Source organism: Paucibacter sp. B2R-40 (genome assembly GCF_025717555.1).
Classification (GTDB): domain Bacteria; phylum Pseudomonadota; class Gammaproteobacteria; order Burkholderiales; family Burkholderiaceae_C; genus Paucibacter_A.
This window is the reverse complement of sequence record NZ_JAJIRP010000008.1, coordinates 176,474-189,685: the sequence shown is the minus strand read 5'-3', so window position 1 is coordinate 189,685 and position 13,212 is coordinate 176,474. Positions and strand designations below refer to the sequence as shown.

15 protein-coding genes are annotated in these 13,212 nt (G+C 62.6%); 5 read left to right on the top strand and 10 right to left on the bottom strand.

Annotated features, from left to right (window positions below; genetic code table 11):
- Positions 1-32: 32 nt before the first annotated feature.
- Genes LNV09_RS17160 through mltG form a run of 3 tightly spaced genes read right to left on the bottom strand, consistent with a single transcriptional unit; the run spans position 33 to position 2,689 of the window.
- Entirely contained in the window at positions 33-1,076 is a 1,044-nt protein-coding gene (locus tag LNV09_RS17160; protein WP_263558291.1) for a DNA polymerase III delta subunit-related protein, read from the bottom strand.
- Entirely contained in the window at positions 1,070-1,681 is a 612-nt protein-coding gene (tmk, locus tag LNV09_RS17155) for a dTMP kinase (protein ID WP_263558290.1), read from the bottom strand. Before tmk ends, LNV09_RS17160 begins: the two co-directional genes overlap by 7 nt.
- A gap of 15 nt (positions 1,682-1,696) precedes the next feature.
- Complete coding sequence (gene mltG / locus LNV09_RS17150; RefSeq protein WP_263558289.1) at positions 1,697-2,689, bottom strand: endolytic transglycosylase MltG; 993 nt, start codon at positions 2,687-2,689, stop codon at positions 1,697-1,699.
- A 53-nt stretch (positions 2,690-2,742) separates the two neighbouring features.
- On the opposite strand from mltG, the gene ygfZ reads away from it, so the two are divergent.
- Both ygfZ and LNV09_RS17140 read left to right on the top strand, forming a co-directional pair.
- Positions 2,743-3,684: a CAF17-like 4Fe-4S cluster assembly/insertion protein YgfZ gene (ygfZ, locus tag LNV09_RS17145; protein ID WP_263558288.1), complete on the top strand. Its 942-nt coding sequence runs from the start codon at positions 2,743-2,745 to the stop codon at positions 3,682-3,684.
- On the top strand, positions 3,681-3,956 hold the full coding sequence (locus LNV09_RS17140; protein ID WP_263558287.1) for a DUF4936 family protein: 276 nt from the start codon (positions 3,681-3,683) through the stop codon (positions 3,954-3,956). The genes ygfZ and LNV09_RS17140 overlap by 4 nt, the downstream gene beginning before the upstream one ends.
- 23 nt (positions 3,957-3,979) lie before the next feature.
- Here the strand turns inward: LNV09_RS17140 and LNV09_RS17135 are convergent, their stop codons facing one another.
- Positions 3,980-4,468 (bottom strand): GNAT family N-acetyltransferase, encoded by a 489-nt coding sequence (locus tag LNV09_RS17135; protein WP_318023303.1) that lies wholly within the window; start codon positions 4,466-4,468, stop codon positions 3,980-3,982.
- Positions 4,465-5,373 carry an alpha/beta hydrolase gene (locus LNV09_RS17130; protein ID WP_263558383.1) on the bottom strand — a complete coding sequence of 303 codons (909 nt, stop codon included), beginning with the start codon at positions 5,371-5,373 and terminating at the stop codon, positions 4,465-4,467. Before LNV09_RS17130 ends, LNV09_RS17135 begins: the two co-directional genes overlap by 4 nt.
- Positions 5,374-5,471: 98 nt before the next feature.
- Between LNV09_RS17130 and gbd the strand changes: the two genes are divergently transcribed.
- Positions 5,472-6,620: a 4-hydroxybutyrate dehydrogenase gene (gene gbd / locus LNV09_RS17125; protein ID WP_263558286.1), complete on the top strand. Its 1,149-nt coding sequence runs from the start codon at positions 5,472-5,474 to the stop codon at positions 6,618-6,620.
- A gap of 170 nt (positions 6,621-6,790) precedes the next feature.
- Positions 6,791-7,348, top strand: a complete 558-nt coding sequence (locus LNV09_RS17120) for an FxDxF family PEP-CTERM protein (protein ID WP_263558285.1) — start codon at positions 6,791-6,793, stop codon at positions 7,346-7,348.
- 70 nt (positions 7,349-7,418) lie between these two features.
- Here LNV09_RS17120 and aceA read toward each other — a convergent pair whose 3' ends face one another.
- Positions 7,419-8,717, bottom strand: a complete 1,299-nt coding sequence (gene aceA / locus LNV09_RS17115; RefSeq protein WP_411969308.1) for an isocitrate lyase — start codon at positions 8,715-8,717, stop codon at positions 7,419-7,421.
- 266 nt (positions 8,718-8,983) lie between these two features.
- Positions 8,984-9,586 carry a MarC family protein gene (locus tag LNV09_RS17110; RefSeq protein ID WP_263558284.1) on the bottom strand — a complete coding sequence of 201 codons (603 nt, stop codon included), beginning with the start codon at positions 9,584-9,586 and terminating at the stop codon, positions 8,984-8,986.
- Between the two features lie 85 nt (positions 9,587-9,671).
- Between LNV09_RS17110 and LNV09_RS17105 the strand changes: the two genes are divergently transcribed.
- Positions 9,672-10,160 carry an Lrp/AsnC family transcriptional regulator gene (locus LNV09_RS17105; protein ID WP_263558283.1) on the top strand — a complete coding sequence of 163 codons (489 nt, stop codon included), beginning with the start codon at positions 9,672-9,674 and terminating at the stop codon, positions 10,158-10,160.
- On the opposite strand, the gene xerD is transcribed toward LNV09_RS17105, so the two are convergent.
- The 3 genes from xerD to queG all read right to left on the bottom strand — a co-directional run bounded on the left by xerD (position 10,157) and on the right by queG (position 13,204).
- Complete coding sequence (gene xerD, locus LNV09_RS17100) at positions 10,157-11,086, bottom strand: site-specific tyrosine recombinase XerD (RefSeq protein ID WP_263558282.1); 930 nt, start codon at positions 11,084-11,086, stop codon at positions 10,157-10,159. The genes LNV09_RS17105 and xerD overlap by 4 nt on opposite strands.
- Positions 11,086-12,063: a tripartite tricarboxylate transporter substrate binding protein BugE gene (locus tag LNV09_RS17095; RefSeq protein ID WP_263558281.1), complete on the bottom strand. Its 978-nt coding sequence runs from the start codon at positions 12,061-12,063 to the stop codon at positions 11,086-11,088. The genes xerD and LNV09_RS17095 overlap by 1 nt, the downstream gene beginning before the upstream one ends.
- Before the next feature lie 70 nt (positions 12,064-12,133).
- Positions 12,134-13,204 (bottom strand): tRNA epoxyqueuosine(34) reductase QueG, encoded by a 1,071-nt coding sequence (gene queG / locus LNV09_RS17090; protein ID WP_263558280.1) that lies wholly within the window; start codon positions 13,202-13,204, stop codon positions 12,134-12,136.
- Positions 13,205-13,212: the final 8 nt, after the last annotated feature.

The following is a 13,212-nucleotide window of genomic DNA, read 5'->3' as shown; positions in this document are numbered from 1 at the left end:
CCGCATCGGCATCGGTCGAAAAACGGCCGTCCTCATCCCCGGCGCGGCGTTGCTTCCATCAGCGCTTGGCGACCCTGAGCAAACAGCGACTCCATCAGCAGGCCGGCATTCAAAGGGTGCTCGGCATGGCGTGCAGCGCGGCGCAGAACAGCCTCCCAGCCATGCAGCGGAGCCGAGAGCTTGGGCGAGGGCAGGCATTCGGCGGCGAAATAGCTGGGCGGCGCACCATGGCTGCGTCGCAGCAGGTCATGGCACAGGCGCTGCAAGGCGTCGATGGCGCGCGGCAAGGGCCAGTCGGCCAAGGCTGCCGCCTCGCCGCGCGCCAAGCGCTGGGGCAGTTGCTGCCAAGCTTGCGCGCGAAGGCCGGCCTCAAACCAATCCTTGGCTTCCTGCGGGCGACCGCCGGCAGCCATCAGCAACACTTCCGCGCCGTCAACGCCCTGCTCGCTCAACCATTGCAGCGCCGGTGCCTGGGCCGGCAGGCCCAGCGGCAAGGGTTGGCAGCGGCTGCGGATGGTCGGCAGCAAGCCCTCGGGCGAGTTGCTGGCCAAGACAAAACGCAGCAAACCGCCGGGCTCCTCCAGCGTCTTGAGCAAGGCATTGGCCGCCACATTGTTCAAGGCCTCGGCCGGATAAACCACCACCACCTTGGCGCGGCCGCGGGCTGAGGTGACCTGCGTGAAGCCGAGCATCGCCCGCACCGCATCGATCTTGATCTCGCGGCTGGGCTTGGTTTTGGAGGCTTTAGGCTCACCGTCCTTGCCGGCCTCGCTTTCTTGTGCCCAGCCCAGCGTCTCACGCAAAGCATCCGGCAGCAGCAACTGGAAGTCAGGATGCGTATGCGACTGAAATAGCAGGCAACTCGCGCAGTGTCCGCAGGCCGGGCCGGGGCGCTCGGCTGAGTCCGCCGGATGCGCCTCGCACAGCCAAGCCTGCGCCAACTGCAACGCCAAATCGAACTGACCCACACCCGCCGGCCCCTGCACCAGCAAGGCGTGCGAGCGCGCCGTCGCGAGCGCCTGACTCAAGGGCTGCAGCAACCATGGCAGCACTTGCTGTTGTTGGCCGGCTACCACCCGCGCGCCTCCATCACGGCAGAGATTTGCGCCGCCACTTCGGCCACCGAGCCGCTCGCGTCGATACGCGCAAAACGCTGGGGCGCGGCCGCGGCACGCGCGGCATAGCCGCCCCGCACGCGTTCGAAAAAGTCCAGGTCCTGCTGCTCGAAGCGATCGGCTTCGCGCGCGGCCGCACGGCGTGTTGCTGCCATCTCGGCCGGCAGATCAAACCACAGCGTCAGGTCGGGCTGGCGCCCGTTTTGCACCCATTGCTCCAGCGTCGTCAGCACGGTCAGGTCCATGCCCCGGCCGGCGCCCTGGTAGGCAAAGCTGGCGTCGGTGTAACGATCACACAAGACGGTCTGGCCTGCGGCCAAGGCCGGCTCGATCACCCGCTGCAAATGGTCACGCCGGCCCGCAAACACCAGCAAGGCCTCGGTCAAGCTGTCCATGCCGCTGTGCAAAAAGAGCCCACGCAGGGTCTCGGCCAGCTCGGTGCCACCCGGCTCTCGGGTGTTGACGACGACGGCGCCGCGCGCACTCAAGCGCTCGGTCAGCGCCGCAATATGGGTCGACTTGCCGGCCCCATCTATGCCTTCGAAGGTAATGAATCTGGCTGTCACTTGGTTTAATTTGCTCTATTTGCCGCGCTGGAATTTATTGACCGCGCGATTATGCGCGGCCAAATCCTCACTGAACTCGCTGGAGCCGTCGCCGCGGGCCACAAAGTAGAGCGCGCGGCTGCGCGCCGGATGCAGCGCGGCCAGCAGCGAGGCATTGCCCGGCATCGCAATCGGCGTAGGCGGCAGACCGCCACGGGTATAGGTGTTGAAGGGCGTGTCGGCCAGCAAATCGCGCTTGCGCAGATTGCCGTCGAAGGCCGCACCCAGGCCATAGATCACCGTCGGGTCGGTCTGCAAAGGCATGCCCAGACGCAGGCGGTTGATGAAGACGGCGGCCACCAGACTTCGGTCGGCGGCAGCGCCGGTTTCTTTTTCCACGATGGAGGCCAGGATCAGCGCTTCGTCCGGGTTCCTCAAAGGCAGGCCCTCGCTACGCCCAGCCCAGGCGGCGTCGAGGCGCCTTTGCATCGCTTTGTGGGCGCGCTTCAAGACCGTCAAGTCGCTCACCCCCCGGCTATAGGCATAGGTATCGGGGAAAAAACGCCCTTCTGCCGCCTGCTCGGGCGCGCCCAGCAAACCCATCACTTGCGCTTCGCTCAGGCCGGCCGTGCTTTGCTTGAGCGCCGGCGCCTTGGCCAGCGCAGCGCGAACCTGAGCAAAAGTCCAACCCTCGATCAGGCGCAACTGCTCCAGAACCTCGTCGCCGCGCACCATTTTGGCCAGCAGCTCGCGCGGCGTCGCACCTTGGTGAATCTCGTAGCTGCCGGCGCGAATCAAGCGTGCCTGGCCGGACCAGCGAAACCATTGGTACAGCAAGCGCGCATCGGTCTGCACGCCGGCATTGGCCCAGGCCAGCGCCACCTCACGCGGAGAGGCGCCGGCCTCGACCGACAACTCGACCGAAGGTGCCGCCAAACTCAGCGGTGCCTGTAGCCACCAAAAAATCGCTCCACCCAGCAGTGCCACAAGCAAAAACAGGGTTGCCAGCAATTTGCCTAAAAATTTCATCACCAATACCCTTTTGCCCACGCCCTGATTCGGGCGCTGATGATAATCGCGCCATGACTACATTCAGCAACAACATTGACGGCGCCGCTCGTTTGAAGCAATGGGGCGTGATCCGCGCCCAGGGCGAGGAAGCGGCCAAGTTCTTGCATAGCCAACTGACCCAGGACTTCGCCCTGCTGGGCCTGCACGAGGCGCGCCTGGCCGGCTTTTGCTCGGCCAAGGGGCGCTTGCTGGCAACCTTGATCGGCTGGAAAACCAGCGAAAGCGAAGTGCTGCTGGCCCTGCCGACGGAGCAATTGCCGGCAATTTTGAAGCGCTTGTCCATGTTCGTGATGCGCGCCAAATGCAAACTCAGCGACGCTAGCGCAGAGATTGCGCTCTGGGGCCTGAGTGGCGCGAGTGCCGAGGCGTGGCTGGGGGACGCGGCGCCGGCGCAGCGCTGGGCCAGTACCGATGTCGGCTCGGCCAAGGTGATTCGCCTGCCCGGCTTGGCAGGCCAAGCTCGCTTCCTGCTCGCGCAAGACCTTGCGGCCGCCGCGCCTGCGCTGCCCGCTTTGAGCGAATCCGACTGGCAGTGGCTTGAACTGCTCAGCGGTCAGCCCTGGGTGCTCAGCGCCACCAACGAGCAGTTCGTACCGCAGATGCTCAATCTGGAGTTGCTGGGCGGCGTTAACTTCCAAAAAGGCTGCTACCCCGGCCAGGAAGTGGTGGCGCGTATGCAGTACCGCGGCACGCTCAAGCGCCGCACCTTTTTGTTCGAGACCGAGGCGGGTTTAGGTATTGAAGTCTTGCCCGGGCAAGAGATCTTCCACAGCGAAGACCCCGGCCAGCCGGCCGGATTGGTTGCCAATGCGGCCTTCAAGGATGGACAGGCGCTACTGCTGGCCGAAACCAAGATCGCTGCACTCGCCAGTGGCAGCTTGCACCTGGGCTCAGCTGACGGTCCCCTGTTGCGCCCTATCGCCCTGCCCTACGAACTGACGGAACCGCAGTGAACGCCGAAGTCTTGCTTGAGTTGTATGTCTATTACAGCGTAGACGCGGCCCAGGCCGAGGCCGCCTTGCGGGCCTTCGATCAGGCCGGGCTTGGCCTGAGCGGCCCGCGCTTGCTGCGCCGCGAGCATGAGTCGACCGGCCAGCAAACCTGGATGGAAATTCACTGCGGCGCCCAGGCGCAAGAGAGCGAGGCAAGACTGGCGGCCGTGCTAGCGCCCTACATCAGCGGCACCCGTCATATTGAGCGCTTCTTGCCTTTGCGTCCGGCTTGAGCGCCCTCGAAAAGCGCCTGCGGTCAAAGCGTCCTGACCATCTCCACGTGGCCAATGCCGGCCTCCTCGAACACGGCGCCGCGTTGCGTGAAGCCGGCGCGCGCATAAAAGCCCGCTGCCGAGATCTGCGCGTGCAGCAGCACCTCACGATAACCTTGTGCGCGCGCTGCCCGCATCAGCGCGTCCAACACCGCGCGCCCGACGCCGCCGCCTCGCATGGCTTGCGACACCGCCATGCGGCCAATCTTGGCCACCCCCGGCACATGCGGCAGCAGTCTGCCTGTGGCCAGCGCCTCGCCCTGTTGATTGAAGGCCACAGCATGCAGGCAGCTTTCGTCGGCCGCGTCCCACTCCATCTCGGCCGGGATCTTTTGCTCTTCGACAAACACCGCTTGGCGGATCGCGCCGGCCTCAGCCCCCAGCTCCGCCCATGAGCCCACACGCACTTCGGCCAGCACCGACTTAGCCAACTGCCGTTTGGAATTCGGCTCGTTTTCGGTCTTCATTGTCATGCTTGAAAAGCCTCTTTGATCGCTTCGCCGCAGGCCGCCAACGCGGTCAAGGCTTCGGGAATAGCCCGCCCCATTTTGATGAAGTCATGCGTGACGCCACGGTACAACTCCAGCTGCACTTGGCCGCCATTGGCGCGCAACAGGTCAGCATAGGCAATACCTTCATCGACCAGCGGGTCGCATTCGGCCAGCACCACGCAGGCGGGCGCCAACTCACTGTGGTCTTCGGCCTCCAGCGGTGCGAAGCGCCAATCGCGCTTGTGATGGTGGCTGATGTAGTGGTTGAAAAACCAATCGATCGAGGCCGCATCAAGCAAAAAACCATTCGCGAACAGCTTGTGCGAGGCAGTGTCGGCATGCGCCGTCGTGCCCGGCGTGATCAGCAGTTGCAGGGCAAGCTTGAGGCCGATGTCGCGCGCATGCAGCGCACACACGGCCGCCAGCGTGCCGCCCGCACTGTCGCCGCCGACGGCGATGCGCGTGCCGTCCAGCCCGTAGCTGTCGGCCGCCTTGGCCAGCCAAGTCATCACGGCCCAGCAATCATCCACGGCGGCCGGGAAACGATGCTCGGGTGCCAAACGGTAATTGAGCGACAGCACGGCCGCGCCACTGCGCAGCGCGAGCTGGCGGCACAGGCTGTCATGCGTATCCAGGCTGCCAATCGTGAAGCCGCCGCCATGCAGATACAGCAGGACGGGTAGACGCTCATCGCTCGGTGCATAGAGGCGCGCAGCCAGCGGCCCCTCGGCACCCGGCACTTGCAAATTTTCAACCCGTGCCAGCGCTGCGCGCGGCAGGTCCAGAATTTCGGCACCCATCAAATAGCCAATCCGCGCTTGCTTGGGAGTCAGGCTGTGAAAGGCCGGCCGGTTCGCGCGGTGAATGCGGCTCAAAACGCCCGCCATCTTCGGTGTCAACAAGGTGCTACTCAAACAGAACTCCAGGGTTTAGGCTAGGCGCCTAGGCGCTAGTCGACGATTTTCCCATCTCCGAAGGATGTTCCATGGCCTTGATTCAATACTTGACCCAGATCCAGCTCGATTTCGGCGCTGTTTCGCTGTTGCCCCAGGTCTGCGAACAGGCCGGCATCCACCGACCACTGGTCATCACCGATGCCGGCGTACGGGCAGCTGGCGTCGTCGCGCACGCTTTGGCACCGTGGGGCGAACATGCGCCGCCTGTGTTTGACCAAACGCCCGCCAACCCGACCGAAGCCGCCGTGCGCTGGGCTGTTCAGTTATGCCACCGAGGGCATTGCGACGGCTTGATCGCGATTGGCGGCGGCTCCAGCATGGATTTGGCCAAGGGCGTGGCGATCGCGGCGACCCACGAAGGGCCGCTGAAGAACTTTGCCACCATCGAAGGGGGCAGCCTCAATATCACCGGCGCCGTACTGCCCTTGATCGCCGTGCCGACCACCGCCGGCACCGGCAGCGAGGTGGCGCGCGGCGCAATTCTGATCGTCGACGACGGCCGCAAGCTTGGTTTTCACAACTGGGTCTTGATGCCCAAAGCGGCCATCTGCGACCCCGAGCTGAGCTTAAGCCTGCCGCCCGGCCTGACTGCCGCCACCGGCATGGACGCGATCGCGCATTGCATGGAAACCTTTATGTCGGATGCCATCAACCCGCCGGCCGACGGCATCGCGCTGGACGGCCTGCGGCGCGGCTGGGCCCATATCGAGCGCGCCACGCGGACCGGGCAAGACCGGGAAGCCCGCTGGCAGATGATGAGTTGCAGCATGCAAGGTGCACTGGCCTTTCAAAAAGGCCTGGGTTGCGTGCATTCGCTCAGTCATGCGCTGGGCGCGGCCGACCCGCGCTTGCATCACGGTACATTGAACGCCGTCTTTTTGCCGGCGGTCATCCAGTTCAACGCCAGTGCGCCGGGGGTCCAGCGCGAGCAACGCATGCAGCGCATGGCGCAGGCCATGGGCATAGGTACGGGCATAGCCGACGGCATGGCCTTGGCACAGGCCGTGCGCGAGATGAACGCCCGCCTCGGTTTGCCTGCGGGCTTGAGCGCCATGGGCGTTGATGTACAGATTTTCGACCTGGTGATCCAGGCAGCGCTGCTTGACCATTGCAACAAGACCAACCCCCGCGAAGCCAGTGCCACCGACTATCTTGAGATGCTGCACGCGTCATTGTGACTTTTGCTTCGAAACGACACAGTTGGCCTTGCGCTCATGCAATGTGCGCGGGAAAGTCCTGCCCCTAGCTCGTGGGGGCTACTGCGTAAGTAGCAAGTTACTGGGGTAGATTGCGATTGCGGCGGCGCCATCAATATCGACTAGCGCCTCGACGCATTCTGGGAGACCCAATGAACTTTCGCGTGCAGCTTCTCAAGACCGCTACGGCGGCCGCCGCTTTTGCTTTGCTCGGCGGTGCTCAGGCAGCGACCTATAACTACAGCGGCGACACCACGGGTGCGCCAACTTATCACCGTGCGGTACAAGGTTTGAGCATTTTGTCAGCGGTAGGTACTGCCGTCGCCTACCAAACTTTTGAGTTCCAGGTTGACACCGCCGGCTCCTACGATTTTTTAAGTACGACCCCGGGCTGGGATAACTTCCTCTTTCTTTACAAGGACAGCTTCAATCCAGCCAATGCGCTAAGCAACGGCGTGATCGGCAATGATGACTTCACGCCTGGCTCTTTCGGCAAATCCGGTTTCACCAGTGCTCTGGTGACCGGCACGCATTATTTCGTCGTGACTACCGGCTTTGATCTGAGCGATTTCGGCAGCTATGCCAATTCGATCAGCGGTGCCGGCACGGTGATTCCTTCCGCCGTGCCTGAACCAGAAAGCTATGCATTGATGGCGCTTGGACTGGGACTTGTCGGCTTCATGGCCCGGCGTCGCCAGATCCAGGCCTGAAAAAATTCCCCGTGCAAGAAAAAATACCCGGCAGTGCCGGGTATTTTTTTTACTTCAAGCCGAGTGGCGATCAGCCATGCTTGGCATCGAAGAACTGTTCATCTTCGGTCGAACCCTTCAAGGCCGCAGTTGAGGCATCACGCTCGATCGTCGTGGTGACCGCATCGAAGTAGCCGGTACCGACCTCGCGCTGGTGCTTGACCGCCGTGAAGCCACGCTCGGCGGCGGCGAATTCCTTCTCCTGCAACTCGACGAAAGCGCTCATATTGTTGCGTGCATAGCCATAGGCCAACTCGAACATCGAGTGGTTCAGGCTGTGGAAGCCGGCCAGCGTGATGAACTGGAACTTGTAGCCCATCGCACCCAACTCGCGCTGGAACTTGGCGATCGTTGCGTCGTCCAGGTTCTTCTTCCAGTTGAACGAGGGCGAGCAGTTGTAGGCCAAGAGCTTGCCGGGGAACTTGGCATGGATGGCGTCGGCAAACTGCTTGGCGAATGCCAGGTCGGGCTTGCCGGTTTCGCACCAGATCATGTCGGCATAGGGTGCGTAGGCCAGACCGCGGCTGATCGCCTGCTCGATGCCGTTGTTGGTGCGGTAGAAGCCTTCGACGGTGCGCTCGCCGGTGCAGAAAGGCTTGTCGTTGTCATCGATGTCGCTGGTGACCAGGTCGCCGGCTTCGGCGTCGGTGCGGGCCAGCAACACGGTAGGCGTGCCCATCACGTCGGCGGCCAGGCGGGCTGCGACCAGCTTGGAGACGGCTTCACGTGTCGGCACCAAGACCTTGCCGCCCATATGGCCGCATTTCTTGGCCGCAGCCAATTGGTCTTCAAAGTGAACGCCGGCGGCGCCCGCTTCGATCATCGCCTTCATCAATTCGAACGCGTTCAGCACACCACCAAAACCGGCTTCGGCATCGGCCACGATGGGCGCGAAGTAGTCGATGTCGTTCTTGCCTTCGGACCACTGGATCTGGTCGGCACGGGCGAAGGTGGCATTGATCTTCTTGACGACCTTGGGCACCGAGTCGACCGAATACAGGGACTGGTCCGGGTACATCTCGCCATTGCTGTTGGCGTCACCGGCGACTTGCCAGCCGGACAGATAGATTGCCTTCAGGCCGGCCTTGACCTGTTGCATCGCCTGGTTGCCGGTCAAGGCGCCCAGCGAATTCACGAAAGGCTCGGTGTTGATCAGGCCCCAGAGCTTGTCGGCGCCGCGCTTGGCCAGCGTGTGCTCGACTTGCAAGGAACCGCGCAGACGCACGACGTCGGCGGCGCTATAGCCACGGGTGATGCCCTTCCAACGTGGGTTTTCGGCCCAGTCTTTTTCGAGAGCGGCAATTTGCTGGTCACGGGTCAAGTTCGTCATAAGTTACTCCTGCTTGGCTAAGGGAAGAAAAAAGCGTCTTGCTGGATCTAAATTTAGTCCTCTTCGGGCCGCAGCGGGAGACTTATGTCTTATATAAGACTAAAAACTTAAACCTTATAAATCAATATGTTACGAACAATATTTCTGATTGTGAAAAGACTTTTCCCATGATGAGAAAAAATGCGGCAGCGCAGCATGACTTCAATTCACGATGCGCAAGCATGATTTCACATCGCGGGATTCGTGGCGCTGCCGTGAGCGCCAACCTAGAGGCCGCCCACAAAGTAGCGCTTCAGCCCCGCCAGTACCATCTCCACCGCGATGGCGGTCAGCACCAGGCCCATCAACTTCTCGATCGCCGAGATGACAGAGTCACCAAGCAAGCGACGGATACGGTCGGCCATCAGCAAGGTCAGACCCGACACCCACATCGCCGCACACAGCGCACCGATCCAGTCCCAGATCCGATCGGGCTGGCGCGAAGCCAGCAGCAAGACGGTCGCCATCGCCGACGGCCCCGCCAGCAGCGGCACGGCGAGCGGGAAAATAAAGGGTTCCTTGCCCGGCTCCAGCCCGTAGGCCGACTCGCCAGCAGCGCCGAAAATCATCTTGATCGCGATGATCAAAAGAATCACCCCGCCAGCCACTTCCAGCGAGCGCTCCGACAAATGCATCACCTGCAGGAACACGTCGCCAAAGAACATAAAGGCCAGCAGTGCGATGGCGGCAATGCCAACCTCGCGTCCAGCCACCCTGGCACGGCGCTCTTTGGGCACCTCCCGCATGATGGAAACGAAGATGGGCAGGCTGCCGAGCGGGTCTAAAACCAGCAAGAGCAGGATGAAGGCGGAGAGAAAGCTATGGTCCATGGCTTGATTGTCGCCGCCGGCAGCTGCCCGGCCGGCTATCCTCTGGCCAAAAACCTCCAGTTCAAGAAAAACAATCACGACCGCCATGACAACAGAAAAGCTCGACGCGATCGACCGCAAGATCATTGAAGTGCTGCAACGCGACGGGCGCGCCTCCAATGTGGAGTTGGCGGCGCAAATTCATTTGTCGGCCCCGCAATGTTTTCGCCGCGTCAAGTCGCTGGAAGAGCGCGGGGTGCTGCGCGGCTACCGTGCCTTGGTGGCACCGCAGACGCTGGGCCTGGGCGTGACGGCCTATGTCAGCCTGAATATCGCCGGCGAGGCCTTTGACCGCGTGCGCGAGGTCGAGACCCTGATCCGCGACTTCCCGGAAATCCTCGAATGCCACACGGTCTCGGGCGACTGCGACTATCTGCTCAAGGTGGTCGCACAAGATCTGAAATCGCTGTCCCAGTTCCTGACCGACCGGCTGATGCAGATCAAGGGTGTCGATGATGTGCGTTCGATGATCTGCCTGGAGGAGATCAAACCGCCCTCGCCGCTGCCGGTGCGGGCTTCGAGCGAGCCGACTTAGCCGCGCGGATGGTGCTGGGCGTGAATGAGTTTGAGCCGCTCGCGCGCCACATGGGTGTAGATCTGCGTGGTCGACAAGTCGGCGTGACCCAGAAGCAATTGCACCGCGCGGAGGTCGGCGCCGTGGTTGAGCAGGTGCGTCGCGAAAGCATGACGCAGGGTGTGCGGTGACAAAGGGCTGGTGATGCCGGCCGCCAGCGCGTATTTCTTCACCAGCGTCCAGAACATCTGCCTCGTCATGCCGGCACCCCGCACGGTGATGAACAACTCGTCGCAGCGCAGGCCCTTGAGCAAATTGGCCCTGGCCTCCTGCAAGTAGCGCATCAGCCAGCCATGTGCCTCCTCGCCAAAAGGTACCAGTCGTTCCTTGGAGCCCTTGCCGGTGATGCGCAGCGCCGCTTCCTTGAAGCCGACATGCACGCTCTTGAGCGTCACCAACTCGGTCACCCGCAGGCCGCTGGCATACATCAACTCCAGCATCGCGCGGTCACGCAAACCGAGTGCGGTCGCGGTGTCTGGCGCGGCCAAGAGCATTTCGACCTGCTGCTGACTCAAAAGCTTGGGCACACGCAGTGCCTGGCGGGCGTTTTGGAGGCGCAGCGTCGGGTCGGCTTGAATTCGCTGCTCTCGCAGCGCCCAGCGAAAGTAGCGCTTGAACACGCTCAGACGCCGGTTCGAACTGGTGGCGCGACTGCCCGCATGGCGGGCGCTCGCATAGGCCAACAGGTCTGCCTCCTGGCATTGATCCAGCGTCAGCGCAGGACTATCCGGCCGGGCCAGCAACCAATCAGCCAACAAGCCCAGATCGCGCCGGTAGGCCTCCAGGGTATTGGCGGCCAGGCCGTCTTCCAGCCACAGCGCTTCAATAAAGGCATTGATCGCTTGCTGGCTGGCAGCGCCTTGGAAGGAAGCCGTGGGGGCCGGCATCACTCCAACTTGAGCTTTTGCTGGGCCACCACCGATTTATAGACCTCGAACTCGGCCTTGATCTGAGCCGCGAACTGCTCGGGCGTATTGGCCACAATGATGGAGCCCGTGTCTTCGATGCGCTTTTTCACGTCCGGCAATTCCAGCGTCTTCTTGACCGCGCCGTGCACCTTATCGACCACCTCTTTGGACAGTCCCTTGGGGCCGTAGATGCCGTAATAAGCCATGCGGTTGACGGGCTCCAGACCGATCTCCTTGAAGGTCGGCACATTGGGCAACTGACTCAGGCGCTGAGGCGCGGCCACGACAATGGCGATCAAGCGGCCGTCCTTGATGAAGGGCAAGGCCGAGGGCAGGTTATCAAAAATCATCGGCACCTGGCCGGCCACCGTGTCGTTCAGCGCCGGTCCGGCACCGCGATAAGGAATATGGGTGACGAACACCCCGGCCAAGCTCTTGTACAACTCCATTTGCAGATGGCCAATGCCGCCGGTGCCGCTGCTGGAGAAGCTGTACTTGCCCGGATTGGCCTTCAGCTCGGCCAGAAAGCCCTTGTAGTCCCGCGCCGGAAACGAGGGGTGGACGGCAATCACATTGGGTGTGGCCGCCACATTGATGATGGGCGTGAAATCGGTGATGGGGTTGTAGGCGATCTTGGGATTGATGGCCGGGTTGGCGGCCGTGGTCGACACTGTGGCCATGCCCAAGGAGTAGCCATCGGGTGCGGCCTTGACGGTTTCACCAGCACCGATCGTGCCGCCGCCACCGGCCTTGTTTTCGACCACCACGGTCTGACCCAGGGCCAGATTAAGCTTTTCCGCCACCACCCGGGCGACGATATCGGTCGTGCCGCCCGGCGCAAAAGGCACCACCAGGCGCACCGGCTTGTTGGGATAGGTCTGCGCCAAAGCTGGCTGCAGGCCAGCCAGACTCAAAACCAAGATACTTGTACCCGACACCCAATTGCGACGATTCATTCTTGACTCCAGTTGAGGTTTTCGCTGCGCTTCGCTAACGGCACGAAGCATGCCACAACATGGCCATGGCTCAAGCGGCCAAGGCCCAGTCGATATGTTCGATCACCAAGTCGCTGGCGCCGGCGCGGGCCTGCAGCAAGGCCGCACGCATCTCGCCAAGCTCTTGCGCATGCAAGGCATTGCCCATCGCCACGGCCAAATTTCGCCGCCAGCGCTCATAGCCGATGCGGCGAATGGCCGAGCCCTCGGTGCGGCGCAAAAACTCATCCTCGTCCCAGGCCCAGAGTTGCAGCAGCCCCGGCGCCTGTATGGCCGCGCGGGCATCGAAGTCCGGCAGCAAGGCTTTTTGGGCGAACTTATTCCAAGGGCAGACGAGTTGACAGTCATCGCAACCGTAGATGCGGTTGCCGATCAGGTGCCGCAACTCCAGCGGGATCGCGCCTGCGTGTTCAATCGTCAGATAGGAAATGCAGCGCCGCGCATCGACCCGGTAAGGTGCCACGATGGCCTGGGTCGGACAGACGTCGATGCAAGCCATGCATTGGCCGCAGTGGGCTGTCATGGCTTGGCTCAGCGGCAAGGGCAAATCGACATAGATCTCGCCCAGGAAAAACATCGAACCGGCCTCGCGGTGCAGTGTCAACGTGTGCTTACCGCGCCAGCCCAGACCAGAACGTGTTGCCAGCTCGACCTCCAGCACCGGCGCCGAATCGGTGAACGCGCGGTGGCCGAAGGGGCCGATCACACCGGCCAGCTTGGTTGCCAACTGCTGCAAGCGGTTGCGCAAGACCTTGTGATAGTCGCGCCCTCGGGCATAGATCGACAACTGCGCACGCTGCGGGTCGGCAAGCCCCGCCCACTCGATAGCCTGCCAATCGGGCGACGTGTTGCGCGGCAAATAGTTCATCCTTGCCGTCAGCACCCGCACCGTGCCCGGCACCAGCTCGGCAGGCCGGGCGCGCTTGAGCCCATGCGCCTGCATATAGTGCATCTGGCCATGAAAGCCGGCCTCCAGCCAAGCCAACAAACCGGGCTCGGCCGAGCTCAAATCAATATCGGCCACGCCGATCTGGGAGAATCCCAACTCAAGCGCCCAGCCGCGCAGTTGCTCCAGCAGCCCGGCCAAGGATTTTGCGTCCATACCAACAT